The sequence below is a fragment of the Dactylosporangium roseum genome (assembly GCF_025264685.1).
In the GTDB taxonomy this organism is placed as follows: domain Bacteria; phylum Actinomycetota; class Actinomycetes; order Mycobacteriales; family Micromonosporaceae; genus Dactylosporangium; species Dactylosporangium roseum.
Genome location: NZ_CP073721.1, coordinates 7,962,310 through 7,988,041, shown reverse-complemented (window position 1 = coordinate 7,988,041; position 25,732 = coordinate 7,962,310). Strand labels below are relative to the sequence as shown.

21 protein-coding genes are annotated in these 25,732 nt (G+C 68.6%); 10 read left to right on the top strand and 11 right to left on the bottom strand.

Annotated elements, in window-relative coordinates:
* Positions 1–88: 88 nt before the first annotated feature.
* Complete coding sequence (locus Drose_RS37560) at positions 89–496, bottom strand: HIT family protein (protein WP_260725939.1); 408 nt, start codon at positions 494–496, stop codon at positions 89–91.
* A gap of 299 nt (positions 497–795) precedes the next feature.
* On the bottom strand, positions 796–1,437 hold the full coding sequence (locus Drose_RS37555) for a TetR/AcrR family transcriptional regulator (RefSeq protein WP_260725938.1): 642 nt from the start codon (positions 1,435–1,437) through the stop codon (positions 796–798).
* Between the two features lie 172 nt (positions 1,438–1,609).
* Between Drose_RS37555 and Drose_RS37550 the strand changes: the two genes are divergently transcribed.
* The 3 genes from Drose_RS37550 to Drose_RS37540 all read left to right on the top strand — a co-directional run bounded on the left by Drose_RS37550 (position 1,610) and on the right by Drose_RS37540 (position 5,545).
* The gene (locus tag Drose_RS37550) at positions 1,610–2,167 is read left to right on the top strand and encodes a dihydrofolate reductase family protein (RefSeq protein WP_260725937.1); all 558 of its coding nucleotides are present in this window, start codon (positions 1,610–1,612) and stop codon (positions 2,165–2,167) included.
* Positions 2,164–2,448: a putative quinol monooxygenase gene (locus tag Drose_RS37545; RefSeq protein ID WP_260725936.1), complete on the top strand. Its 285-nt coding sequence runs from the start codon at positions 2,164–2,166 to the stop codon at positions 2,446–2,448. The genes Drose_RS37550 and Drose_RS37545 overlap by 4 nt, the downstream gene beginning before the upstream one ends.
* Before the next feature lie 1,027 nt (positions 2,449–3,475).
* Positions 3,476–5,545 (top strand): glycoside hydrolase family 2 protein, encoded by a 2,070-nt coding sequence (locus Drose_RS37540; protein ID WP_260725935.1) that lies wholly within the window; start codon positions 3,476–3,478, stop codon positions 5,543–5,545.
* Between the two features lie 901 nt (positions 5,546–6,446).
* Here Drose_RS37540 and Drose_RS37535 read toward each other — a convergent pair.
* Positions 6,447–6,983: a hypothetical protein gene (locus Drose_RS37535; RefSeq protein ID WP_260725934.1), complete on the bottom strand. Its 537-nt coding sequence runs from the start codon at positions 6,981–6,983 to the stop codon at positions 6,447–6,449.
* 117 nt (positions 6,984–7,100) lie between these two features.
* On the opposite strand from Drose_RS37535, the gene Drose_RS37530 reads away from it, so the two are divergent.
* Complete coding sequence (locus Drose_RS37530; protein ID WP_260725933.1) at positions 7,101–7,682, top strand: helix-turn-helix domain-containing protein; 582 nt, start codon at positions 7,101–7,103, stop codon at positions 7,680–7,682.
* Positions 7,679–8,233 (top strand): IS630 family transposase, encoded by a 555-nt coding sequence (locus Drose_RS37525; RefSeq protein ID WP_260725932.1) that lies wholly within the window; start codon positions 7,679–7,681, stop codon positions 8,231–8,233. Before Drose_RS37530 ends, Drose_RS37525 begins: the two co-directional genes overlap by 4 nt.
* Before the next feature lie 490 nt (positions 8,234–8,723).
* Here Drose_RS37525 and Drose_RS37520 read toward each other — a convergent pair whose 3' ends face one another.
* Genes Drose_RS37520 through Drose_RS37505 form a run of 4 tightly spaced genes read right to left on the bottom strand, consistent with a single transcriptional unit; the run spans position 8,724 to position 14,078 of the window.
* Entirely contained in the window at positions 8,724–9,515 is a 792-nt protein-coding gene (locus tag Drose_RS37520; RefSeq protein ID WP_260725931.1) for a YwiC-like family protein, read from the bottom strand.
* On the bottom strand, positions 9,512–12,187 hold the full coding sequence (locus tag Drose_RS37515) for a multicopper oxidase domain-containing protein (RefSeq protein WP_260725930.1): 2,676 nt from the start codon (positions 12,185–12,187) through the stop codon (positions 9,512–9,514). Before Drose_RS37515 ends, Drose_RS37520 begins: the two co-directional genes overlap by 4 nt.
* Entirely contained in the window at positions 12,184–13,341 is a 1,158-nt protein-coding gene (locus Drose_RS37510; RefSeq protein ID WP_260725929.1) for a hypothetical protein, read from the bottom strand. The genes Drose_RS37515 and Drose_RS37510 overlap by 4 nt, the downstream gene beginning before the upstream one ends.
* Positions 13,338–14,078, bottom strand: a complete 741-nt coding sequence (locus tag Drose_RS37505; RefSeq protein ID WP_260725928.1) for a helix-turn-helix domain-containing protein — start codon at positions 14,076–14,078, stop codon at positions 13,338–13,340. The genes Drose_RS37510 and Drose_RS37505 overlap by 4 nt, the downstream gene beginning before the upstream one ends.
* Before the next feature lie 60 nt (positions 14,079–14,138).
* Here Drose_RS37505 and Drose_RS37500 point away from each other — a divergent pair, with 60 nt between their 5' ends.
* From Drose_RS37500 to Drose_RS37480, 5 genes are all read left to right on the top strand, one after another.
* Positions 14,139–14,618 carry a DUF2249 domain-containing protein gene (locus Drose_RS37500; RefSeq protein WP_260725927.1) on the top strand — a complete coding sequence of 160 codons (480 nt, stop codon included), beginning with the start codon at positions 14,139–14,141 and terminating at the stop codon, positions 14,616–14,618.
* 229 nt (positions 14,619–14,847) lie between these two features.
* A complete protein-coding gene (locus Drose_RS37495; protein WP_260725926.1) occupies positions 14,848–15,276 on the top strand; it encodes an RrF2 family transcriptional regulator in 429 nt (142 codons plus the stop codon).
* Between the two features lie 35 nt (positions 15,277–15,311).
* Complete coding sequence (locus Drose_RS37490; RefSeq protein ID WP_260725925.1) at positions 15,312–16,517, top strand: globin domain-containing protein; 1,206 nt, start codon at positions 15,312–15,314, stop codon at positions 16,515–16,517.
* A gap of 71 nt (positions 16,518–16,588) precedes the next feature.
* Positions 16,589–16,921, top strand: a complete 333-nt coding sequence (locus Drose_RS37485; RefSeq protein ID WP_260725924.1) for a cupin domain-containing protein — start codon at positions 16,589–16,591, stop codon at positions 16,919–16,921.
* Positions 16,922–17,762: 841 nt separating this feature from the next.
* Positions 17,763–20,327, top strand: a complete 2,565-nt coding sequence (locus tag Drose_RS37480) for a collagenase (RefSeq protein WP_260725923.1) — start codon at positions 17,763–17,765, stop codon at positions 20,325–20,327.
* A gap of 94 nt (positions 20,328–20,421) precedes the next feature.
* Here the strand turns inward: Drose_RS37480 and Drose_RS37475 are convergent, their stop codons facing one another.
* The 4 genes from Drose_RS37475 to Drose_RS37460 form a co-directional block, all read right to left on the bottom strand.
* Positions 20,422–22,212 carry a S9 family peptidase gene (locus Drose_RS37475; RefSeq protein ID WP_260725922.1) on the bottom strand — a complete coding sequence of 597 codons (1,791 nt, stop codon included), beginning with the start codon at positions 22,210–22,212 and terminating at the stop codon, positions 20,422–20,424.
* Positions 22,209–23,420 (bottom strand): aminopeptidase, encoded by a 1,212-nt coding sequence (locus tag Drose_RS37470; protein ID WP_260725921.1) that lies wholly within the window; start codon positions 23,418–23,420, stop codon positions 22,209–22,211. Before Drose_RS37470 ends, Drose_RS37475 begins: the two co-directional genes overlap by 4 nt.
* 1 nt (position 23,421) lies before the next feature.
* Positions 23,422–24,549: an MFS transporter gene (locus tag Drose_RS37465; RefSeq protein ID WP_260725920.1), complete on the bottom strand. Its 1,128-nt coding sequence runs from the start codon at positions 24,547–24,549 to the stop codon at positions 23,422–23,424.
* Between the two features lie 140 nt (positions 24,550–24,689).
* On the bottom strand, positions 24,690–25,691 hold the full coding sequence (locus Drose_RS37460; RefSeq protein WP_260725919.1) for a helix-turn-helix domain-containing protein: 1,002 nt from the start codon (positions 25,689–25,691) through the stop codon (positions 24,690–24,692).
* Positions 25,692–25,732: the final 41 nt, after the last annotated feature.

Here is a 25,732-nt window from a genome sequence, read left to right as displayed (position 1 = left end):
ACCCGAGCGAGGTGGTCCCTGAATCGGTCGACAACCCGCAGGTCATGCCAACTACGGCAGTGTGCCAGCGGCGCCGGGCCGTCTCGGATCAGTTCGGTGACGTCGACTCGAAGTGCTCGCGCAGCTTGTCCGCGAACACTGCGCGCTGCTCGGCCGGTCTGAAATCTTGGTCCGGGTAGGTGAAGTAGAGGTTGTCACCGGTATATCGCGGGAAGACATGCATGTGGTAGTGCCAGTGTCGCCGCTCCCGAAAGACTGGTTCCGGAAGCGTTGACAGCCAGAAATCCTGGTTGCCGGCCGGCTCGTTGTGCTGGCGCACGGAGGTTCCATCGCAGCCGTAGGTATGCCGCATGCCGATTGCGACCTCGCGGGCCAGGTCATGGATCGCGTGCCCGTAGTGAGACGGCAGGTCGTACAGATTCTCGTAGTGATCATTCGGCACGATGAGCACGTGGCAGAAGGGGCACACATAGTCGTCCGGCTTGTGATTGAACATGACACCCCTCGCGGCTCACCGTGCACTGAAGGCGGAGCGCGCCCACCGTACCTTCTCCCACGTTCCACAGTTGAGCGGCAGTTCTAGCTCGAAAATGAACGGTGAGTGGCGGGCGGCAGCTCCCGGCGGAGCCGGGAGGGTTGTTGCCTGTGTTATGCGGCGGGTTGCAGGTTGACGACGTAGCCGAGGTTGTGCAGGGCTCGGATGCGGTTGCGGATGGCGCGTTGGGTGCCACCGCGGGTGTCGTAGTCCGACGAACGTTGATGCCCATTCCTGCACCGCGGCGGCGGACGTACCGACTATGGCCGCGCTGATCGCCGAGTCTGGCCTGTGCATTCCGCGGCGCGTGCGTGCGTGGGTGTAAGCGACGCGAGGGCTATGTGGACGACATCGTCAAGCCGGTGGGGGTCAGGTTCTGTGCGGGCGACCACATGCAGGCCTTGCATGAGAACGACAAGGAGGCGGGCTTGGGCCGCGCAATCAACGTCCGCACGGATCTCGCCGGTCCGCTGCGCGACAGCCAGCGCCTGCTCGATCGCATGCTCCAGCGTGCTGAACGCGCCGCTCACCACCCGACCGGCGGCCTCATCGTCTGGAAGCAGCTCTGCGGCGGTGTTGCCGAGCATGCAGCCGCGCCCTGGTGCCGTACGGGCAGCGGCCAAGACGTTACGGAGCAGTTCACTGATGCGCGGCAACAATGGGCCGTCGGCCAGGACGGCCGAGGCGGCCACGCGTGTGTCATCGGCGTAGCGCTGCAATGCCCGCAGGAACAATGCGTGCTTGTCGCCGAAGGCACCGTAGAGGCTGCCCGGCAACACGCCGAGTTCGTCCTTGAGGTCTCTCAGGGAGGTTGCCGCGTAGCCGCGCCGCCAGAAGACGTCCTTGGCGCCGTTGATCACGTGGTCTTCGTCGAAGGTACGCGGCCGGCCGGTTCGAGGCATGGCGACATGCTACGACTTATTGACAGTTCGTTCAAGAAGTCATAGGGTGCCGACTTATTGTTCACTCAATCAAGAAGTATCGGCCAAGAATATCGGCATGGCGACCGCGCCGATGTCCAGCTTTGAACCACCCGCCCACGAGCGCCCGTGGCGCGCAACCAGGGGAGATGCGATGAGACGAATCTTCTTGCACATCAACGTGTCGTTGGACGGCTACATCTGCGATACGGCTGGTGACATCGACTGGCACTTCTCTGACGAGGAATTCCAGCGCTACCTGGACCAGCTTCTTGAATCCATCGATGGCATGATCTTCGGGCGGGTGGCCTTCGAGCAGCTCGCGGCGTATTGGCCCACGGCGGGGGACGAAGTATCTGCCGTCCAGGCGCGCAAGATGCACGAGCTGCCCAAGTATGTCCTGTCCCGGACACTCAAGCGCGCCGGCTGGCACAACACCCACCTGCTCGGCGACGATCCCGCCACTGCGCTGGCCCGGCTCAAACAGCGGGACGGAGGCGACCTCGCGCTCTTTGCCGGCGCCCGCGCTGCCACGACCGCCGTTGGGCTCGGCGTCCTCGACGAGCTTCGACTCATCGTCAATCCCGTGCTGCTCGGCGGCGGTGCCCGCTTGTTCGACGGGACCTACCCGAAGGCCGAACTGTGCCTGGCGCACACGCACCAGTTCGCTTCCGGCGCGATGCTCCTCGCCTACGAAACGGCCGCGCAATGATCATCGTTGCCGGTCACCTCCGCGTCGGCACCGGCGACCGTGAACGCTTCCTGACCCTCTCGCGCGAAGACATCCAGCTTGCCCGCACCGCCCCCGGATGTCACGACTTTGTCGTCGCTACCGATCCGATCGACGCCGAGCGTGTCAACGTCTACGAATGCTGGACGGATCGCGCCGCAATGCACGCCTTCCGCGGAGGCGGCCCCAGCGACGACCTCGAAACGCTCATCGTCAGTGCGGACATCGGCGAATTCGAGGTGCTGCCGGCTCCCAGCCTGTAGTTCGCTCCTTCTCGCATGCCGCCTGATCAACGGACACCCACCCGGCGTGGCCCACGATGGCGCTGATCAGGACCGCCAGGTGTCTCCGACTATGGCCAGGTGATGTGCACGGTGGCGGCGCGCCGCCGGCCGATTCGTAGCCGGTCGGGGGCCAGACCGGAGTAGCGGTAGGTCGATGCCGTTGTCGGCGAACCGGACAGGATGGCCGAGGGCCGCGCCGTAGTAGGAGGGGTGAGCACGCCGATGCCGGGATCAAGGTCAGCACCCCGGCGGGCGCGTCGGGCAGCAGTTGCGCCAGGTGTCGGCCGCAGGCGGCCAGTTCGCGCAGCAGGGTGTCGAACGCCGTGATCTCGCCGGTCAGGAACTGGGGCCACGGCAGCGCGTTGCGTATCGGGCACGCACATCACCTCGCCCGCCGCAGCGATAGCCTGGGCCGCCTTCGGCCCAGCGCAAACGAGCGTCGTGCCAGAGCCCACACCACCATGGCCGTTGACACCGCACCACCAGAAACTCCAGATACGCACCCAACAACGCCGCACCGAACCGCACGACAAGATCGCCAGCCGCGTTCCGGGACCGATGGACACGCAGACCGCTTCGCGACATGCAGGAACCTCTCGGCCCGGCCTACCGGCACAAACATGCCGGCGGCAAAGGAGGATTACCTGCATATCAAGCAGATTGGGTTGGCGTCCAACAGGAGGCCGTCGTCGTCACGTCGCGCCGACCGGACTATCTCCGTGACTGCTGGCGGTACCGACCGGGAGCCAAGCCGTACTCCCGCTTGAACTTCCGCCGCGGTGCAGGCTTCCCATCCCACTGTGTGACCGGACGCCCGCCACGTTGGGCACGTCGACGGAACTCACCTGCGGATCGCCTACGGCGCCGCCGCCGCGGCCTCTGGGGATGGCCGCCTATGTTCGCGTGCGGTCGTCTGGCAGCATCGCAGCCGATGCACTCGAATCTCGTACGCACGGCGCCCCGGCCCGTGAGATGGCGCAGGCTGGGTTCTGCCTTCTTCGCCATCGTGACGCTATCCGCGTCCGCGGTGCTGCTGTCGTTGGCGTTCTCGGCGCCACCGGAGCTCGACGGGGACGGCACGCCGGCCGGGCGCCTGCAGGTCGGGCTGAACGCGGATTGGCGGTTCCTCCAGGGCGACCGGCCGGGTGCCGACGGGATCGGCTTCGACGACGCGGGCTGGACGCCGGTGAGCGTCCCGCACACCTGGAACGGCTCCGACGGTCAGGACGGCGGCGCGGACTACCACCGCGGCACGGGCTGGTACCGCCGGCACTACACGCCCGCGGCGGACTGGGCGGGCAAACGGCTGTGGCTGCAGTTCGACGGCGCGAACAGTGTGGCCGACGTCTGGGTCAACGGAACTCATCTTGGCCAGCACCGGGGCGGCTACGCGAGATTCAGGTTCGACGCCACCGGGGCGTTGGCGCCGGGTCGGGACAACGTCGTCGCGGTACGGGTGAGCAACGCCCCCGACCCCGATGTGCCGCCTCTGAGCGCCGACTACACGTTCTTCGGGGGAATCTATCGCGACGTGCACCTGTTGGCGACGGACGCGCTGGCTGTCGACCTGCTCGACAGCGCCGGACCGGGCGTGTACGTGCGACAGCGCAGCGTCGGCACCTCCGCGGACGTCGATGTTTCGGTCCGCGTTCGCAACAGCAGTGAACAGCGGCGCGAGGTCATCGTCCGGACAACCGTCACACGCACGGACGGCGTCGCGGTCGCCGACGCCACCAGCGCGGTCCAGCGTGTCGCCCCGGGCGCCGTCATCCGAGTCGTCCAGCCGGTCACCATTACCGCCCCGCGGCTGTGGCGCGGGCGCGCAGACCCGTTTCTCTACCGAGCGAACGTCGAGATTCGCGACGCTGCGACCGGCAACGTGACGGATACCGTGACCGAACGGTTCGGGTTGCGCACCGTGTCCATCGACCCGGATCGTGGCCTGTTCCTCAACGGCGATCACCTGGCGCTGCACGGCGTGAACCGGCACCAGGACCGGCTTGACCGAGGTTGGGCGCTGACCAACGCCGATCACAAGCTCGACTTCGACATCATGGACGAGATGGGTGTCAACGCGTTGCGGACCGCGCACTACCAGCAGGATCAGAAGGTGTACGACCTCGCGGACGAACGCGGCTATCTGGTGTGGACGGAAATCCCGCTGGTCGACTCGATCACCGACGGTCTGGCATTCACCGGCAATGCCGAACAGCAACTCCGTGAGCTGATCCGGCAGAACTACAACCATCCGTCGATCGCGTTCTGGGGCATCGGCAACGAACAGCACGCCGACGACCCCGCGACCAACCGCGTCCTCGCGTCCCTCGCCAAGCTGGCTGCCGCCGAGGACCCGGACAGGCTGTCCACGTACGCGCACAGCACCGCGGTCATCGACGGCGGCCTGACCGCGCACTCGGCCGTCACCGGATATAACCGCTACTACGGCTGGTACTACGGTTCGGCCGACCGGCTCGGCGTCTTTCTGGACAACCTGCACCGGGAGCAGCCGGCGCAGCGAATAGCGCTGAGTGAGTACGGCGCCGGCGCCAGCATCGTGCAGCACCAGGCCGACCCGCCACCCCCGCAACCGGCCGGTGCCTGGCACCCCGAGGAGTATCAGGCGCTGCTCCACGAACGGTACTGGGCGCAAATCAGCGCCCGCCCGTACCTGTGGGGAACCTTCGTATGGAACATGTTCGACTTCGCTGCCGACCAGCGCGGCGAGGGCGACACCCCCGGACGCAACGACAAGGGTCTGGTGACCTATGAGCGGGCCACCCGCAAGGACGCGTTCTACTGGTACAAAGCCAACTGGACCGCGACGCCGTTCGTGTACATCACCAGCCGGCGCTGGGTCGACCGGACCGACCCGGCCACGAGCGTCAAGGTGTACGGGACAGCCGACAGCGTGACCCTGAAGGTCAACGGCGTCCAGGTCGGCGCAGCGACCCCGCTGACCGGTCACGCCTACACCTGGTCCAACGTCACGCTGGCACCGGGCACCAACACCATCGAGGTGACCGGCGTCCACGCCGGAACGGCATACACCGACACCGCCACCTGGACGCTACGCTGACAGGTCCTGCGCCCGTGAGCGCCGGTGCTGGGAAGCGCCATTGGTTGCGTCCCCGATGCTGTATGTGCGACGACATTTGGCGCGCTCGGATGAGTTGGCTGACCAGGGCGACGACGTCACCGCCATGGAGGTGCTGCTGTCCGCCGACGATGTCGGTGCGCCGGTGCTCCGCCGGCTCACCGCCCGGGCCGATCTCAGCCGGCGTCGTTCCTTGATCCTGTCGCTGGAACGGTGTGACCGCCGAAAAATACATCCGTGCTGGTCATTGCCCTATCCAATTCTCGCGCCGATCTTGTTGCGTCCTTCTTGTCCATCGCCGTTGACATGGCTACCGCGCGGCTCGATCACTCGCCGGCTTCCGAGGCGCGCTGTCCTGCGGACTCCGTCGGACAACGTCGCCTCCGGTCGGACGTGGGCACACTCAATCGCTCCGAACAGACGAGCGCCCACCGAGCACTTTAGATCCACAGTAGACAGTCTGCGTCTGCGTTTGGCTGCTCAACGGCCATCTTGATCGGCAACGATGGCGCATTCCTGAGGATTAAAAGTCCGCAGCTCTGCCATTGAGCTAGCAGCCCGCGCGAATAGGGTACCTCGTCCGTCCCTGCCAGCTCTCGTCCGTTTCCGTCCTGGCGCGTATTGCCTGGTCCGGGCGTTGCTGGTTCACATTGTGGAACAGGGCAGTGTGCCGTCAGTCGCGGAATCCGGGCTGGTCCGTCCACGGTCCTGAACATCCGAGCACCCACGGAGCACCCACGGCGATCACCGTCCCGCGTCGGGATTCCCGGCGGCACAGTTGCACCTGTCTGATCGGGTGGCACGGCGAACTGGCATTCCCTCCTGACTCAGACGGCGGCGGCGTACTCCAGCCGCACTTCGTGTTTTGTCGAATGGGTAGATGTCAGAGCCGGCGTGGCCATCCGTGGTCGAAGATTGGGTATCGGTCTGTTGATCCCTGGGTTTCCTCGTTCGGCAGGGTCGATGCACGGAAGACGGTGGCATCCAAGCCGAGTGATTCACCGTCGTCCCGTTCGTCGATCCATCGAGGTGCCCACTCGATGCGAAACGCGTGCCGGAGCTGCATGGTCACGGCGAAGGCGACTTCGGGGACGTCTGCAAGGTTGATCGTTTCGCCACGCATGGCGAGTTGCGCGTGCAACTCGCAGGCGATGGCGTTCCGAAGGCGGGCCATCCCGGTTGGCATTTCATCGCTTGGGTCGGTGGCCGGCTGGATGGTCATGCCCGTCACGGTCGGTTTTTCGCCGTCCGTAGTCAATCCTGCCGTTGCATATCCCACAGGATCGTGCTCGATGCCCGGCGTCGACGCGTTGTGTACAGCCTCGACCGCTAGACCCTCGCCGCGCGCATGCGCCCGGTCGGGTTTCAACAGCACATGACGCATCTGGAGCAGGCGGACCTTCTCCTCGCCGTCGGACACGGCGGGGCCGTCGCGTTCGTGTTCGCCTCGCCGATGCCGCGGCTGCTAGTGCATAGTTCCTCTTTGGGGGTGTAGATCGGCCCTGCTGGTGGGATGCTGGTGGGGAGGCGATCTGTCATGCCGAAGTTGCTGTACGCGCGTCCTCCCGCGGATGCGGAGGAGGAGCGGAAGATCCGGAAGTTGGCGGGGTCGCGGCACGCCCCAGCGGACTGGATCATGCGGGCGAAGATGATCGCGGCCAGTTGGGACGGAGCCCGTACCAGTGCGATCGCCGCCCAGCTCGGCTGCCACATGCAGACGGTGCGGGAACGGCTGGCCCGGTTCAACGCCGAGGGTGTCGATGGGCTGGGTGACCTGCCCGGAGCGGGACGCAAACGCCGGATCACCGAACAGCAGCGTGGTCGCATCATCGCGTTGGCTCGTTCGGTTCCTGCGGGCCGGCCGGTCCGTGATGACGCCGGGCAGTTGGCCGCTGCGGATGAGCACGGCGCGCCGCGGTGGACGCTGAACAGCCTCACCGAGGCCGCCCAGGCCGAAGGCATCGATGTGCACCGCAGCCAGGTGCGGCGGATCCTGCTGGCGGAGAAGGTCCGCTGGCGGCACACCCGCTCCTGGGCGCACAGCGAGGATCCTGACTTCGTCTCAAAAGGGCGGCGGTCGTCGGGCTCTACACCCACCCGCCGGCGCGGACCACGGTGATCTGCGCCGACGAACTGGGGCCGGTGATCCCGCGGACGTTCCCGCCGGCGCCGGGCTGGTCACCCGACGGCCACCGCATCAAAGCACCCTTGGAATACTCCCGCGGTCCGGACAAGCTGTGGGTCTACGGTGGGCTACGCATCCGCGACGGCACCGAGGTGACCTGCTGCGCCCCCTCCCGTAACAGCGACGGCTGGATCCAGCTCCTCGCAAAGGTCGCCGGGGCCAACCCGCGCGGGCAGATCCGGGTGATCACCGACAACCTGTCCAGCCACTGCAGCGGCAAGGTACAGCGGTGGCTGGCCCGTCACCCCCGGATTCAGCAGGTCTTCATCCCGAAGCGGGCCTGCTGGCTGAATATGGCGGAGGGCTGGTGGCGGCTGCTGCGCCGGGCCGCGTTCGCCGGACAGTCCTTTGTCGACACCGACGAGATCACCCACGCCGTGGACGTGGCCACCGCCCAGCTCAACACCCGCGCCAAGCCCTGGATCTGGGGACGCCCGGCACCACCGACCCGCACACTACGCCGCAAGTTCGTGTACTGCCTTTGAGGAACTATGCACTAGCCGCGGGCGAACGGAGGCGGGTGATGAGTATGGATGTCGCCCCGCGGGTCAAACTAGACCGGGGGCCGCTTCGGGTTCGCGGTCCAGCCGCCACGATCGGTCCACACGTCGCCACCGACGGCCGGCGCCGGTGGTGTCTGTCGCCCCGTTAGGGGCCGTCGCGGTGCTCGAACTCGCGGATGCGCTGGCATCGGTCGCGACAAGTCCACGACTAGACCAGTGGGCACCGTGCATGGCCATGGCCATTGCTGATGCCGCTGCGATACGAGTTTGCAGCTCCGCCACTATCCCCCCCAGGTAGTGTGATGATGATTCATTTTAGTACATGGTTACGTCCTTCGATATACTGGCCGCTGACCGGCGCCGTCCGCACTGGACGGGTTCGTCCAGCGGCAGCAGCCGGTTGACGGCTGACTGGGCGGCAGCCGCCCGGGTCGGTCGACGTGTGCCGTGAGCCTGAGCCAGCCGTGATGTGTCAACTGATCACTGTGGCGAGGAGAACGAGCAGCGAGGCGCCGATCTCGATGACACCGACGTGGACCGGCTTGAGCTGGCGTCCTGGGAGTGCCCAGGCGCGGGCCGCCAGAAGCAGGAACCCGGCGCCGACGATGGGGTTCAACAAGAACATTCCCGCCGCGGTGAGGAGGTGGAAGGTGATCGATGCCCGTCGGTAGCCGATGCTGTCGCGCTCCCGGATCATGGTCTTGACGTATAGGACGGTGCCGGCGAGGTAGGCCAGCAGCGTGACGAAGGCGACGGTGACGCCGGCGGGTGGGACGTGGGCGATGGTGGCGCATACGAACACCATCAAGCAGCTCTGTACGACGGAGGCGAGGTCGTTGAGCAGCGCGCGTTCGTCGCGGCGGGCCGCGTAGCCAACGTTGACCGCGAGGAGCAGCGCGTAGCAGGGGGCATACCACAGCAGGCTCGGCACGGCCGCGACGACGAGCCCACCGAGCAGGACGGTCGGTATCGCGTAAACCGTTAGCTGGCCGCGGAACCGTTCGGGCCGGCGGGTCTTGACCGCCAGCAGCAGGTAGTAGCTGAGCAGGTAACCGCTGAGCCACGCGACCAGCAGGGGCAGGTGCGGCCAGCGGAACCCGACGGTGAGGACGCCGGCGAGCCAGGGCAACAGGAGCATCGCCCAGGCCCCGTGCTGGGGCGGGACGAACCGGCGCACGGCGCGGCGGCGTGGCGATGCCGGCCGCCCGACCCGCGCGCCGGTGGCCGGTGCCGACCGCGGTCCGGTACCTGTCTGCGAGGTCATGATGGGCGTCCCTGGACGTCGAGGATGCCGCGTGCGCCGCGTTCGGCGTCGACCATGATGTGCGAGACGAACGGGTAATGCCCCGCTTCCGGCGGGACGGTTTCGACGAAGCCGCCGCCGGCCGGGGGCAGGTCGAGGACCTGGGCGCCGCCGGGGTCTCCGGGTCGTAGCTGGTAGTGGCCTTCGCGGTAGACGGTGTCGAACTGGGCGCCGACGATGTGGAAGGCGGTGGGGCGACTGGGGCCGACGTCGAGGACCCAGATCCGGACCCGTTGCCCGGCGGTGGCGGTAAGTGGCCGGTGGGTGTACTGGGCGGGGTAGCCGTTGAACACGACGGCGTCGGGGCGCTCGGTCTGCATCTTGGTCAGGTCGCCGGGGTGGCCGTCGGGGCCGAGGTAGAGCTCGGACTGCGTGAGGACGTATTCGCGGTCGACGGGGGCGAGGTCGGGCGGGTCGATGATGACGGCGCCGTACATGCCGTTGCCGATGTGCAGCAGCATCGGCATGGTCGAGCAGTGGTACATCCAGATGCCGGCTTTGGTGGCGGTGAACCGGTAGGTGAGCTGCTGGCCGGGGTCGATGGGCCGCATCGGGGTGTCGGGGGCGAGGGCGCCGGCGTGGAAGTCGATGCCGTGGTCGATGGTGCCGTCGTTGATGAGCGTGATGTCGAAGGTGTCGCCGATCTTGCCGCGCAGGGTGGGGCCGGGGGCGGTGCCATTGAACGTCCACAGTTGCTGCCGGACGCCGGGGGCGACCTCCCGGGTCACCTCTCGCACGCGCAGTTCGAGGCGATGGATTCGCTGCGTGCCGGTGGTGGGGGCGGTGGCGTCGTGGGCGGTGAACGCGGGGCCGGGGTCGGCCATGGGATCGATCTGCGGTGTCGCCAGCGGAGCGGCGGTGGTGGACGCGGACGTGGGGCCGTGCTCGTGTTCGGACGTCGTACCGGCGGTGGTGGTGATGGTGAGGGTCATGCCGGCCTGTCGGTGGCCGGGTAGGGAGCACCAGCCTTCGACGGTGCCACCGATGACGCCGGCGTCCAGGTGTGCGGTGGCGTCGCGGTTGATGGTGGCGGTCTTGGGGCCGGTGGCCAGGACGAGGTCGTGGCGGCGGTTGTCGTGGTTGGTCAGTTCGATGACGAGGCGGTTCCCGGCCGGGACGGTGATGCGGTCGGGGTGGAATCGCATGCCGTCGGCGGTGACCTGGACGGTGGTGGTGTGCCCGGTGGCCGGCACGTCGACCGCGGCGGCGTTCGGTGCCGTGGCGGGGTTGGTCGTGTGTTGGGCGGCGACGCCGATGAGGACGGCGAGCAGGACCAGGGCGGTGCCAGTCGCGACGCCGCCGAGCGGCCGGGCCGGCGGCGTCGGCGGAGGTGTTGCCGGCGTTGCCGGTGGTGTGGTGGCTGGCGCGGTCCGGGCGTGCGATGGGAGGTCTGGTGCGGGGACGGTCGGCGTGGTCACGGGTGGTCTCCTGGCGAGGACGAGTCGGGCGGCCGGGACCAGGAACTGCACCAGTGCGGTGAGCACGAGCAGTGCGGTGGTGATCCGCACGTAGGGCGGGACCGGTAGCAGGAACACCAGCAGCGCGAGGTTGGCCATGGTCACCCGCTGCGGGCCGTGTCGCTCGAGGACGGCGATTGCGGCGCGCACCTGGGTTGGGCCGCCGCCGAGCGCGACGGGCAGCAGGTGGGTCAGGGCGCCGAGCAGGGTCTGGGCGGTGAAGCCGACCAGCAGCGGCACGAGCACACCGCTGAACCGGTCGGCCGCGTCGGCGGGGCCCGTGGCGGTGGCGAGGGTGGTGGCGTCGACGGCGAGGGCAGCGAACAGCCAGCCGCCGGCGGCAACCAGGGACCAGGCGGCGAACGAGGCCGGGGATTTGTGCCGGGCAACCTGTACCGCCGGGCGGATCACGACGGCGACGGCGACGGCGGTGAGCGCGAGGCCGCCGACGGCGAGGACCGGCCACCAGGCCAGGCCGCCGACGGCGAGCCCGACCAGCCCGGCGATGGCGACGGGCAGGGCGGTGCGGGCGGTGGCGACGGCGCCATCGGCCATGCGGGTGCGCAGGATGGTCGGCCACAGCGTGAGGACCGTGCCCAGCACGGTGAGGGTGACCCAGCCGATCAGGTTGACGTGGGCGTGGAACAGGATCAGCCGGGGCCGGGCGGTGTCGTCGGTGACGAGCATCCACGCCCCGGCCGGGATCCCGGCCAGCAGCGCGAGCGCGGCGGCCAGGTAGTAGTGGACGGTGACGGCGAAGCGGGCCGGCAACGCCGCCCGAACCTGAGCGTACAGCCAGTGCAGGTGGGCGCAGATCGCCGCGAACACGACGGCGGCGCCGCCGACGCCGACCCACGGCAGGCCGAGCGTTCCGCCGGCGAGCACGGCTAGGACACCGACATTGAGCACAGCGAGGCGGATGGTGCCGCCGCGCCGGCTGGCCGGGGCCGGGACCCGCAGTACCGCGGCGGTGAAGTGGGCGCTCCAGATGACGATGGCGTTGCTGACCGCGCCGAGCAGCAGCAGGTGAATGGCCAGCCACCGCCACTGCGGCAAGGCCGGGTGAGCCAGGCCGACCGCGACGATGCCGGCGAGGTAGCCCAGTGGCGGCAGGTTGCTGCGACGGTGCCACCGGGCCCGCCCGGTCGGCGGGTTTGGGGCCGGTGCCGCGCTCACCGCGACTCCCCAGCGCTGGCCGTGATCTGCCGTGATCCGGAACGCTGCACCGAGTCGGCTCGCACCGCGTTACGCCCGGCGCATACGGTGAGGGTGACGGCGCAGGCGGCGAATGCGAGTACGGCGGTGCCGTTGGCGGCGCCGGCCCACCGCCATACCCCCTCCCAGCCGGCGCCGTCGCCGAGGCCGAGGCGGACCAGCAGCGAGACGTGCAGCAGGGCGAGTGGGGCGTACAGCACCGGCCGGTAGGGCAACGGGCGGCGCAGCACCGCGGGCAGGATCACCGGCGCGTGGGCGAAGATCATCGACATGGTGAACCCGAGAAACACCGCGTGTGCCGTGGCGTCGTAGCGGGGACCGGCCACTGTCGGTCCGGCGCCGGCCCACAACAGTCCGGCCAGGGTCAGCCAGGCGTAGCCGGTGAGCAGCCCGGCGGCGACGTAGCGGGGCAGGCCGCGAGCGTGGACGGTGCGCCGGGCGACATCGAAGACGGCCAGCCAGGCCACGACGGCGAGGACACCCCCGCCGAACAGGTAGGTGCCGGCGGTGGGCCACAGGGTCGCCGCGGTGGTCCCGGCGATCAGGGCGGCGAGCGCGGCGAGGAACCAGCGCTGCGGGCGGGGGCCGGTGAGGGCGACGTGGGCCAGTTCGAGGCGTTCCCCGGCGATGGTCGCGATGAGAAAGGTGGCCAGCCACGGCACCAGGTCGGGGATCGGGAGACCGGCCAGCCAGAGCAGGGTCGCGGCATACCAGGCGAACGCACCGGTCGCCTGGGCGAGCAGTGCCGCTCCGGGTTGGCGGCGCCACAGCGCCCGGTAGACGGCCAGCAGCAGCACTCCCGCGGTGGCGAGCAGCAGCTTGCCAGGCAGCGTCGGTCCTGTCGCGACGAGGGCGAGGCCGCCGGCACCCGCGCAGCCGGGTGCGGCGAAGGCCCACCGGGTGCCGAGTGCCACGGCACGTTCCAGGGCGATGAGGGTGCCGACGAACCCGAGGACCAGCACCGGGCCGTGCACGTCGGCCAGGTACGGGCGGGGCACCGGTAGGCCGAAGCCGAGCAGCAGCAGCGCGGCGTACAGCCCGGCGAGCAGCGCGAGGCCGCCAGCGGCCACCATCGGCAGCCGCCAGGCGACGCCGACGGAGTCGGTGCGGGTCACGGCCGGTCGCCCGGCACCGTGGGGTCCGGCAGACGCAGCCGCACGACGCAGGCGGCGGGGGCGCCGAACGGCTCGAGCACGGACTGCCCGTCCGGCGCGCCGGCGGTGTGCAGTACGCCGCTGATCATTCCGGCGTGCAGGCCGCACATCACGTCCGGATGCTGCCCGACCAGGTCCAGGAACGGGCAGGTCCGCAGGTGCACCTCCACGGCGGTGTCGCCCGGCGGCGTCCCATCGCCCGGAGGTGCTGAGGGCGACGGTGCGGGCTGCGGGTCGAACCCGAGCTGCGTGAGCACGTCCACCACCACCGTGGCCGGCTCGGCGGAGTTCCCCGCCGAGCCGGCCACGGTGGTGGCCAGTCGTCGGCCCCACGCCTGACCCGCGGCCGCGGCCGCCGGGGCGCCGCCGCCAGCACCGGCCAGGTGCTCCAGCAACGCCGCGGCGAGGGTCCGGTACGGCGCCGGGGCGGGCTCGGCCGCAGCACCCCGGTACCGCCAGGCCGGTCGCCCGGGAGCCCCGCCGCTGGCTCGCGCCTTGACCAGCAACCCCGCCTCGACCAGCCGCTCCAGATGAACCCGCACCGTCGAGGGGTGCAGCCCGGTGCGCTCGACCACCTCGGCGCCGGTCAGGCCGGCCTCGCTGGCGCGGACCAGCCGCAGGATCGCCACCCGGTTCGCCGAGCCGAGCGCACGGTGCCGGGGCGTGTCGATCGTCTCCCCGGAGGGGCCTGGCCGCATAGTTTCCACAAGGTCTAACGTTATAACGTCAAACGACAAGAAAACTCGGGAGAGGGTGCCATGTCACAGTCGAACGCCGATCGCGCCGCCGCCGCGGCGGTCGTGGCCCACCACACGCAGCTCGCCGCCGACTCGACCCGCCATGTCGCGGCGGTGCGTGACGCCGCCTGCCAGGACACGGGCATGCACACCCTTCTCGGCACGGAGGAGGCCCCCGGTAGCTGCGGCGGTGGCGGCGGTGAGGGCGGCTGCGGGTGCGGCGGCGACACGGGTCGGGCCGACGTGGCCGCGCCGGTACTGAGTCTCGACGCCCGCGTCGACGTCCGCGGCATACCCCACGACCAGCGTCACGCCCGGGTCCTCACCGCGGTCGACGCCCTGCCCGCCGACGCGGCCCTCGTGCTCATCGCCCCGCACGCGCCACGGCCGTTGCTGGCCGAGATCGATGCCCGCTACCCGGGTCAGATCGACATCACGTGGCTGCAGGAAGGCCCTGACGTATGGCAGATCCGCCTGTACCGCCAACCGCTCACCGTCTGACACCGCTGATCCGTCCCGCAACAGCGACCCGCCCACAGTCGACGCCCGCCACCATCTGCCTGGAGAAACGATCATGTGCACCTACTGTGGATGCCGGGACTTCCCGCTCATCGCCTGACTGACGTCGAACCCGAAAGCATCGCCAGCGCCGCCGGCCCGATAGGCGGGTACTCAGTGATACACCCCATAAAACAGGAATCTTATAGTCCTCTTTGGGTAGGGTCGGTTTGTGCGCCTCAACCGCTCCACCGACATCAGCCTGCGCATCCTGATGCTGGGTGCCACCCGGGAGAGCCTGCTCACCATCGATGAGCTGGCCGGGGCGGTCGCCGTGCCGCGGCATCATCTGGCCAAGGTCGTGCAGCGCCTGCAGCACCTCGGGCTGCTGGAGACCGTGCGCGGCCGCAGCGGCGGGGTGCGCCTGGCCGCCGCAGCCCGCACGGCATCCGTCGGCGGGCTGGTGCGTGAGCTCGAGGGCGAGACGGAGGTCGTCGAGTGCACCGGCGACCCGGCGTGCCCGCTGAGCCAGGGCTGCCTCCTGCGCGCAGCGCTGCGGCGCGCGCAGGAGGCGTTCTACGCCACCCTCGACCCGATCACCATCGATGACCTCACCGCGCCGCCGGTGCGGCAGGTGTTGTTGAGCCTGGGCCGCTCCTGATCGTGCGGCCCATTCCCCTCATCCGGAGGACAACCATGCTGTCAGCCACGAACTTCCCGGTCGTTGAGGCGACCCTTCCGGTCGTCGGCGACCACCTCGACGCCATCTCGGACGTCTTCTACGACACGATGCTGGGCGAGAATCCGGACCTGCTCAACCTGTTCAGCCGCAGCGCGCAGGCCACCGGTCAGCAGCGGCAGGCGCTGGCCGGCGCGGTGGCGGCCTTCGCGGCACACCTGGTCGGCGCGGGTCCGGACGCGGTGCAGTTTGAGCACCTGGTGAACCGGATCGCGCACCGGCACTGTGCGCTGGGCATCCGCCCCGAGCAGTACATCATGGTCGGTCGATACCTGCTCGGAGCGGTCGGCGCGGTGCTCGGCGACGCCGTGACCCCGCAGGTCGCCGCCGCCTGGGACGAGGTCTACTGGCTGTTCGCCACCCGGCTGATCGGCCGCGAGACGCGCATCTACGCCGAGGCCGGAACGGACGGCGAGAACCCCTGGCGCGAGTACGTCATCGACAGCAAGACCGCCGAGGCGCACGACACCGTCTCGCTCGTCCTCACACCGGCCGATGGCCGCCCGGCCCCCGGGTTCCTGCCGGGGCAGTACGTCACCGTCGCCGCCGAGCTGCCCGACGGCACGCGCCAGCTCCGCCAGTACTCCCTGTCGCAGGCCGCCGACGGCCAGACCTTGCGCATCACCGTGCGGCGCGTGCGCGGCACCGGCGGGGCGCCGGACGGGGTGGTCTCCGGCTACCTGCACGACCACACGAGCCCCGGCGACCGGCTGCGGTTGAGCCAGCCGTACGGCGACCTTGCCTTGACCGCCGGCGACACGCCGCTCCTGCTGGTCAGCGCCGGGGTCGGTGTCACTCCGATGGCCGCCATCCTGGACCACGTGGCTCGCACCCAGCCGGCCCGGCACGTCACCGCCGTCCACGCCGACCGTAGCCTCGACCGGCACCCGCTCCGTGTCCACATGCACGCCAGCGGCGCGCGGCTGCACTCCTTCGACTCTCTCGTCTGGTACGAGCAGCCGGCCCCGGACGCGTTCACTGGCCTGGTCGACGTGGACGACATCCCGGTCCGCCCCGGTGCCGAGGTGTACCTGTGTGGCCCGGTCCCGTACATGCGGGCAGTCCGCGCGGGTCTGCGTCGCCGGGGCGTCCCCGACGAGCGGATCCGCTACGAGGTGTTCGGCTCCGAGCAGTGGCGCCGAGCCCCGGCGCTGGCCGGCTGAAGTGTCCGGGCGGTGGCCGCGTTCGCGTCCGCTATCGACAGAACTGCTGACAGAAACGGAAGGCCCGTGCCATGCAGAAGCTCTCCCTTGACGCCCGGGTGCGCGAGCATCTGGAGCGTGCGACCGCATCCAATACCGGCCGCAGTGCCGAGACCCTCTACGGCGGACACGAACACGCCCTGCGCCAGACCCTCATCGCACTGCGCGCCGGCACGTCCCTGGCCGAGCACGAAAATCCCGGCGAGGCGACGCTGCTGGTGCTGCGCGGGCGGGTACGGCTGCACAGCGGCGACACTTCGTGGGAGGGCAGAACCGGGGACCTGCTCATCGTGCCGCCCGCCCGGCACAGCCTGGAAGCCGTCGAAGACGCCGCCGCGCTGCTGACCGTCGCCAAGACTCCCTGACGTGGTCGGCTTGACAGGTTCGAGACGCCGCGCAGCAGATGAGACGCGTGTACTGCGATTTGCGGCGATCTGCGACTGGATCAGGTTGCCATAGAAACGAAGAACGACGATGCGCTGTCGCCTGCGGACAACGCCGCGGGCAGTGGCCGCAACGCCCCCACGCTTGCCAGCTACCAGGCCGGCCGGTCCTGCGTCTCGGTTCAGCGCGTCTACGCCGACCGCGCGGTCTAGGACGGCCTGGTCGCGCGCCTCGTCGCACACGTGCAGGCGCTGCGGACCGGCGACCCGGCCGACGAGGCCACCGACGATCTCCCTGCGGCGTAACGGATCGAGCGCTGGGTCGAGGAGGCGGTGACCGGCGGCGCGAAGGTCCTCGCCGGCGGCCAGCGCGGCGGCACGACCTACGCCCCAACGGCTCTCGCCGGCGCGGCCTTGGACGCGAAGGTCTGAGCGGACGAGGTCTTCGGTCCGGTCGTCGCCGTCGTCGCGGTCGACCGGTCCCGGTTCGGTCTGCAGGCCGGGGTCTTCACGCACGACGTCCGGACCGAGGCCGCCCGCAACGGCCCCGATGCCGGCGGGCAAGCACGATGCGTAGTCGTCACAACTCCCTTGAACTGCGCAAACAACCCCCTCGCCCAGACCCCTGCCCCGCGCCGGTACCGACAAGCCACCGGTAAAGGCTGCAGAAAGCTTCGGCACGGCCGAACCTGACCCTCCCATATGGATCTCTTGTCGCCGATCTTCAGTGGTGGCTAGCGTCCACCGCCGAGCCGTGCATAGAAGGCCGTAACCATGAGAGCTGGTCCGTCCTTCGGCTCGCCGAAACCCCCAAGGAGATCGCGTGACCACAAGTCAGATCCGCCGAAGAATGGCCCGGTTGTCCGGCGCGGCGCTGCTGCTCGCTCTCGCGAGCGGGCTGGCGGCGGTGCCGGCCGCCGCCGGTCCGGCCGTACCCTCCGGCGGGGCGGCCGCCGCGCCCCACAGCACGCAGGCCCCGCCCACCGCGGCCGACCCGGCCACCAGCGACGAACACGTCTCGAAGCAGGCGCAGCCGGCCAACCGCCGCGCGCCGCAACCGTCGTCGAAGACCGCCACCCGGACCGACTACGACCTGAAGGACAACAACGCGCGTCGGGCCCGCCCGTCCGACCGCACGTCCCTCGCGGCGGCGGCTACCTGTAGCGCCGCGGATTTCACCAGCCGTAGCGGATCGGCGCTGGTGAGTCAGATCAAGGCGTCCTCGATCGACTGCATCAACAGCCTGTTCAGCCTCTCCGGCAGCGACGCTTACAACGCCTTCCGCGAGGCGCAGATGACCTCCGTCGCCTATGCGGTGCGTGACGGTTCGTCGAGCTACCCCGGCAACTCCAGCACGGGCATGCCGCAACTGGTGCTGTACCTACGTGCCGGCTACTACGTGCAGTGGTACGACACCTCGGTGGGTACCTACGGGGCGTCGCTGCAGACGGCCATCCGGTCGGGCCTGGACGCGTTCTTCGCCAGCTCGCACGCCTGGGACGTCACCGACGCCAACGGTGAGACCCTCGCCGAGGCGGTCACGCTGATCGACAGCGCCCAGGAGAACGCCCGCTACCTGTACGTCGTCAACCGCCTGCTGACGAACTACAACACGTCCTACAACACGTCGTGGTACATGCTCAACGCGATCAACAACGTCTACACCGTGCTGTTCCGGGGCCACCAGGTCCCCGCGTTCGTCACCGCGGTGCAGTCCGACCGGACCGTGCTGAACAACCTGTACAACTTCGCCCAGAGCCACCTCGACCTGCTCGGCACCGACAACGGCTACCTGACCTCGAACGCGGGTCGGGAGCTGGGCCGGTTCCTCCAGGAGACGGCGCTGCAGTCCACCGTCCGGCCGCAGGTGCTCGGGCTGCTCAACAGCAGCAGCATGACCGGCCGGACCGCACCGCTGTGGGTCGGCGTGGCCGAGATGACGCAGTACTACGACGCGGCGAACTGCAGCTACTACAACACCTGCAACCTCTCCGCCCGGCTTACCAGCTCGGTGCTGCCGATCAACTACACCTGCAGCTCGTCCATCAAGATTATCGCGCAGAGCATGACCTCCTCGGAGCTCAGCTCGTCCTGCAGCAGCCTGCTGTCGCAGGACGCGTACTTCCACAGCGTGGTGTCCGACCCCGGCCCGGTCTCCGGTGACGTGAACACGGACATCGAGGTCGTGGTGTTCGACTCCAGCACCGACTACCAGACCTACGCCGGTGCGATCTACGGCATCGACACCAACAACGGCGGTATGTACCTGGAGGGCAACCCGTCGGACCCGAACAACCAGGCGCGGTTCATCGCCTACGAGGCCGAGTGGGTGCGCCCGACCTTCCAGATCTGGAACCTCAACCACGAGTACACGCACTACCTCGACGGCCGTTACAACATGTACGGCGACTTCAACGCGAACATCACCACGCCGACCATCTGGTGGATCGAGGGCTTCGCCGAGTACATCTCGTACTCGTACCGCAACGTGGCCTACACCAGTGCGCAGACGCAGGCCGGCTACCACACGTACACGTTGCGGACATTGTTCGACACCACGTACAGCCACGACCAGACCCGGATCTACAACTGGGGCTACCTGGCCGTGCGGTACATGCTCCAGTCGCACCGCTCCGACATGATGACCGTGCTGGGCTACTACCGGACCGGGGCGTTCACCACCGCCCGCACGTACCTGACCAACACCATCGGCAGCCGGTACGACTCGGACTTCTACGCGTGGCTGACCCGCTGCTCGACCGGTGACTGCGGCGGTACAACCACCCCACCGACCAACCAGCCGCCGACCGCGTCGTTCAACGTCTCGGCGACCGGGCTCACCGCCAGCTTCACCGACCTGTCCACCGACAGCGACGGCAGCATCGCGTCCCGCCAGTGGAGCTTCGGCGACGGCACCACCTCCACCGCCACCAACCCGAGCAAGACCTACAGCACGGCCGGCACCTACACGGTCACCCTGAAGGTCACCGACAACCAGGGCGCCACCGCCACGACCAGCCGGTCGATCTCGGTCTCCACCGGCGGCGGCACCACGCTGCCGGAGTGCACCGGCTCCGACGCCCGCACGCTCGGCCGCAACTGCCAGCGCTCCAACCGCTCCGCCACGGCTGGCAACTACGACTACCTGTACGCCTACCTGCCGTCCGGGGTGACCAGCCTGACCATCACCGTCAGCGGTGGCACCGGCAACTGCGACCTGTACTACAACTCGTCGAGCTGGGCGACGACCAGCAGCTACACCCGGTCGTCCACCGGCACCACCAACGCCGAGACCCTGACCATCACCAACCCGCCCGCCGGCTACAACTACATCAGCCTGTACGGCAAGACCGCCTGCTCGGGCGTCACCGTCAGCACCCGCTACTAATCACTAACCTCTAACCGCACCAACTCCACGGCGCTCCCCGTGCTGAACCACGGCACGGGGAGCGTCGCGTTCAACGCCCTGGCAAGGCCGCAGATCAGGATTGCAGTAGCATTCTCTGGTAGAGATCCGTTTCGGCCTGTATGGCGAGTTCCCGGGCGGCGTGGGCCCGTATGCCGTGCCCCTCGCCCGGCAGGATCAGAAGACGGCAGTCGCGCTGGCGGCGCCATAGGGCCTGTGCGTACATCTGAGCCTGTTCGATTGGTACGACTTGATCCTCGTCACCCTGTACCAGCAGTACCGGGCATTTCACTGCGTCTACCGTTTGTAGCGGGCTGGCGAACCAATGGTCCTTGCCGTCAAAGGCCAGGCGGCGCACGTATCCGCGTTCGAAAGGGTGCGTGGTCGTGGAGAGCAGGTGCGCGTCGCTGACGCCGTAGTAGGCGACCGCAGCGCGGAAGCGATCTGTGGCGGCGGCGTGCATGGCGGTCCATCCGCCGGCACTTTTTCCGCGGATGGCTACGTGCTGCCCGTCCACTCGGCCCAGTCTCGCGAGATGGTCCACGGCGCGGATGCAGTCCTGCACGTCGGCCCGCCCCCATTGCCCGTACAGCGCATGCCTGAAATCTCTCCCATAGCCGCTTGAGCCGGTGTAATTCACGCGGATGACAGCGATGCCGTGGGTGAGCAGGGCGTCAACCTCCCGGTCGCGGACGACCTGAGCATGTGCGGTGGGCCCGGAGTGCGCGAAGACTACGGCAGGGAACGGGCCGTGCCCGTTGGGTGTGTTGAGGATGCACTCGACGGATCGGCCGTCGGAGTGAAAACGATGCACTTCGGCGGCCGGCAGGGCGGTTTGCGGTGCCCGTCGCCCCACCATGCGGAGCCGAGCGCTACGTAGGTCGAGGACGGCGACGTCCCAGCCGGATTCCTCGGATCCGGCGATGCCGGCAAGATAGCGGCCGGAAGCATGTAGGTATGGCTGCCAGATCAGGTTGGACGGCCCGAGCGGGGTGAGGTTACCGGCGCCGGATGCGATGAGTCCGAGCCTGCTTGTGCTCGCGCCGTGCACGACGGCTGTGCCACCGTCGACGGTGGCGGCAGAGCGCTGTCCAGCGGACCACCTTGGCATGGCCATGTCGGTGCGGGCGACGATGAGCGGGTGTGGATCAGTGCCGTCGAATGGGACGGACCATCGTAGCCACCAGCCGGTCCTGTCAGTTGTGGCGGTGAGTCCGTGCTCCCGGCTCCAGAGCGGATCGCTGACGGCTTCCTCTTCGGCAAGTACCGAGCGCATGATGCCGTCGCGGGTGTCCAGGATCATCAGCCGGGATCGGTCCCAGGGCATGTCGGGAGGTAGCCACTCCACCCAGGCGAGACGGTGGCCGTCTGGTGACGCCGTCGGCCATGCCAGGCAGGCCTCGCGGTCGACCAGGATGGTCTCGCCACGCCCTGTGGTGTCAACGGAGATGATCTGAGAGCGACCGCTGGCCGGAAGGTGGCGGACTGCCATCACCTCGGCGCGGCCGGGGTGTCCGCACGCCAGGTCACCGAGGTGGACGGAGCCTGGCGGTGCGGCCCTGGTCAGCGCCGTCGTCACTCCGTCGGGTCGGCTTGCGAACAGTTGCTGCGTGGCCTTGTCGACGTAGACGATCTGTCGACCCTTCATAAGCCACGCGCCGCCGCCGTACCCGTACAGGTTGCTGCCCGGCCGGATACCGGACAGCACGTCGTCGGTGCGGCCTGCCGTGGTGGATCGCAGCAGCCAGGAGTCGCCGTTGTCGTCCACGTCCTCCCAGATGACGCTTCCGTCGTGTAGGGCCTGCGCCATCGCCGGAGGCTCCTGCAGCCACTGTGCCGGACGAGCGTTCAGGTCGACTGCCTTCACGACGCGAGCAACCAATCCTCACCTGCCATGATCGCGGTGCCCGACCCGTCTTCCCGAATGCCGAAGACCTCCACGTCGGGGCCGCCGACCATGAAATCGGTGTGCACGCTGCTCTGGTTGACCCCGATCCGGCTCAGTTCCGCGTCGTCCAGGTCGCGCCAGTCGGGTAGGACGGACGGGATGCCGCCGCCCCAGGCGAGGTGCGAGGCGGCGTTCTCGTCCAACAGCGTCTCGTAGAAGCACACGCCGGCCTTGCGAACTGGAGAGGACCCGTCGACAAGCGCCACCTCACCGAAGTAGGCGGCACCCTGGTCGTGTTCGAGCTGAGCGCGGACCGCGTCGCTGCCCTGCGCTGCGTCCACCGCTACGATCTTGCCGTCCTTGACGGAGAGCCGCAGATCCTCGACGACCACACCGCGGAGCGCGAGGGGCATACTGCTGGAGACAACGCCGTTCACCCGTGCCCTATGGGGGGTGGTATACACCTCCTCGGTCGGCAGGTTGAGCACGTTGGGCTCACCCCTTGGACCCAGCAGCTCACTGATCTCCCAAGACGCACCCGCGATAAGCCCCAACTCGATATCGGTTCCAGGGCCGCGGAAGCGTATCCGGTCAAATCGGTGTTCGGTCAGGCGCGCGGCACGGTCCCGTAGCCGAGCCAAATGGTCCTGCCAGGCAGCCGCGGGATCGGGCTGATCGAGGCGTATCATCGCCGCGATGTCGCGCCACATGCGCTCCAGGTCTGGCGTGCCGTATACCCGGCGAGCCCATGCCTCGTTGGGATAGCAGGCGAACGTCCAGGAAACCTGCCCGCGGGACTGGACGCGGAAACGACTACCGAGTGCCGGCATCTGGTCAAGGCCTGCTCTGCGGGGCGGCAACCCGGTCAGTAGATCGGGTTCGGGATCGCCGACGATGTTGATCAGAGCGCCGGCGTTCGCGGCGAGCTCCTCATACCTGACATCGAGCCACGGTGGGGTCCAGGCGAGCGTGTCCTCGGCGGCGTGCTCGATCCTCGCCCGTTTTGTGTGCGGCTCCCAGTACCACACATCGACGTAGTGAGCGCCGCGGCGATAAGCCGCGTCGGCCAAGGCGTGTACCAGCGGGGCGTGCTCCCGCTGGGCGTTTATCGCGAGGTCCTGGCCGGCGCGCAGCGGCAGAGCAACGTCGAGCAGGACCGCGGCATAGTGTTCGAGAAGTCGTTCCATGTCATGTCTCCTTGACGGTGGGGCGGATGTTCGGAGCCAAGGCGGGGGTGAGGCAGGCGCCAACGGCAACGACGCCCGCCATGACGATCAACGCTGTAGGCACGCCCTTGGCGGCCACGATCAGCCCGCCGAGGACGGGACCCAAGATGAACGCGGCGTCGTAGGCACCTGTGAGCAGCGCGATCACCCGCGTCCGGCGGTGTGCGGGGCTCCCGCGTACCGCCGTATCCAGCAGAATCGGAAAGACAAACGCCTGTCCGGTCCCGAGCAGAGCACAACCCGCGAGCCGAGCGAGACCCGCGCCGAAGGCGATCACTACAAGACCGGCACTTGTTGTCGCGGCGGACGCAACGATGAGAGCCCTGACGGGTAGCCGACCAACTCGCCCGGAGGCGACCAGGCGGAGCACGAGGGTGGTGCTCGCCACGACGGCGTACTCCACAGCGACATCGCTCCCGCTCGCAGCGGTCTGGAGTGGCAGGACAGTGGCGAATGCGGCGGCCCCGGATGAGATGACGAGCGTCAGCGCGGCCGCGTAGGCGCTCTGGCGTCGGCCGCTGGGTCGCTCTGCGGTGCCGTCGGGCCGCAATTGGGGCGTGTGTGTCTCATCGGTGCGTCGACCCGGCAGGATCGCGCATGCGGCCAGAGCGGCGGCCGATCCGGCGACGCTGAAGGCAAATACCATCTGGAACCCGCCGGACCGGTACAGCGGCTCTTGCAGGAGCGGACCCGCGATCAGTCCGAGATAGATCGTCATTGTCATATGCGTGACGGCTCGCGTAGCGTCCCGTGCCGCCAGCAGGCCATACATCGCGGCAAACGCCGCGGTGAGAAACAGCGCGTCGCCTAACCCGGCGAGAACCCGCGAGGCCACGGTCAGTCCCGCGGCCGGGCGCACCAGCAGGATCAAGCTGGACATGAGCAGCAGCGCCGATCCACCCACGACACTGGCGCGCGATGACCACGGTAGGGTGGTAGCCGTCAGAAGCAGACGACCGAGCAGTGCGGCGGCTCCGAACGCGCCCACGACGAAACCGACCGCCTCCGGCCCGCCGATGGTTTGAGCTACGTAGCGGGGTATGGCCGGCACCAGAGAGCCAATCGCTACGAAGTTGCAGAAAACGGCCACCAGCAGAATCCGGTATGCCGTGACGCCGCGGCGGATGGATCTGGTGCTCTTACAAGAGGGGCCGCTGGCGACAACTGGGTCGTGTGCCGGCGGCCGTGTCCGCGCCCATGGCATGCGCACACCGTCGCAGCCACGACACGCTAGGGCGAGCTTTCGACGTGGTTCAAATCGGAGGCGTTCACGAGTGCCGCACCCAGAGGCGTCTGCGTGTACAGCACCAGGCGCCCGACCCGCTCCCTTTCCACAAGCCCGGCCTCAAGCAGCGCCCGTAGGTGAAATGACACGGTCGCCGAGCTGAGCGCGAGCACCTCGGCGATACCCGTGGTCGTCTTCGGTGCCGCCACCTGCCGCAGCACATTCGCCCGTGCCGCGCCGACCAGCCGCCCCAAGGCAGGGCCGGCGACCGCCCTCTTCAAGGCGCCCGCGCCGCGCACGGGGTAGATGATGGTGGACTGCCAAGGCTCGTCGACGTACACGGACACTTTCGGGCTGTTGTAGAGGCTCGGCATGAGTAACAATCCCGAGCCGGCCAAGGATCGCGTGTCCGAAGACGGGTGCCGAACGTGGACCTCGCCATCACGCCACGACACGTCCGCGTGCAGGTCCTCAAACAACAGGGCGAGGCCGCCTTGTGCTAAGCGCCGGCTGCGGTAGGAAACGTCGGCCAGGAGCAATTCGCGGATATCCAACCAGCGTGCCTCCAGCAGCCGCCGCCAACAGGAACGCAGCAGATGGACCACCTGCTCCTGCGGACTGCGTCGCGTGCCGAGATTCCTGATCAGATCTTTGCCGCACGTGCCGCTCTGGCGTGCCGCACGGTCGACCTCGGCGGCAAACCGTTCATCGGGCACTCGAGCAACCCGTTGTAGCTCATGCTCGATGTCGACCTCCAGCGCCTGCGGCGGCGGAGTGAGGAAGTCCGGAACGTAACCCTGGCGGGGAAACAACGGCTTCAACAGTTCGACATCAATATCGCCAAGGACGGACGACACCAGCCCATCTCCCCACCCAGCCACGACGGCGCTGCTGGGCAGGGTGGTGCGTCCGAGCACGAGCCGCAGAGCCGAAACTGTCTCCCACAGCGGGGAAATACCGAAGCGACACCGCAACAGATCTTCCCGGCTCGCGAAAAGACGGATCATCGCACGATCACCGCCGCTCTCCAAGATGTACGGTAGGTCAC

Coding starts and splice junctions, on each gene's coding strand:
- Drose_RS37555 (WP_260725938.1), bottom strand. CDS start 1,437: ATGCCTCGAACCGGCCGGCCGCGTACCTTCGACGAAGACCACGTGATC.
- Drose_RS37470 (WP_260725921.1), bottom strand. CDS start 23,420: ATGGAACGACTTCTCGAACACTATGCCGCGGTCCTGCTCGACGTTGCT.
- Drose_RS37530 (WP_260725933.1), top strand. CDS start 7,101: ATGCCGAAGTTGCTGTACGCGCGTCCTCCCGCGGATGCGGAGGAGGAG.
- Drose_RS37485 (WP_260725924.1), top strand. CDS start 16,589: ATGCAGAAGCTCTCCCTTGACGCCCGGGTGCGCGAGCATCTGGAGCGT.
- Drose_RS37500 (WP_260725927.1), top strand. CDS start 14,139: ATGTCACAGTCGAACGCCGATCGCGCCGCCGCCGCGGCGGTCGTGGCC.
- Drose_RS37545 (WP_260725936.1), top strand. CDS start 2,164: ATGATCATCGTTGCCGGTCACCTCCGCGTCGGCACCGGCGACCGTGAA.
- Drose_RS37560 (WP_260725939.1), bottom strand. CDS start 496: ATGTTCAATCACAAGCCGGACGACTATGTGTGCCCCTTCTGCCACGTG.
- Drose_RS37460 (WP_260725919.1), bottom strand. CDS start 25,691: ATGATCCGTCTTTTCGCGAGCCGGGAAGATCTGTTGCGGTGTCGCTTC.
- Drose_RS37505 (WP_260725928.1), bottom strand. CDS start 14,078: ATGCGGCCAGGCCCCTCCGGGGAGACGATCGACACGCCCCGGCACCGT.
- Drose_RS37520 (WP_260725931.1), bottom strand. CDS start 9,515: ATGACCTCGCAGACAGGTACCGGACCGCGGTCGGCACCGGCCACCGGC.
- Drose_RS37550 (WP_260725937.1), top strand. CDS start 1,610: ATGAGACGAATCTTCTTGCACATCAACGTGTCGTTGGACGGCTACATC.
- Drose_RS37490 (WP_260725925.1), top strand. CDS start 15,312: ATGCTGTCAGCCACGAACTTCCCGGTCGTTGAGGCGACCCTTCCGGTC.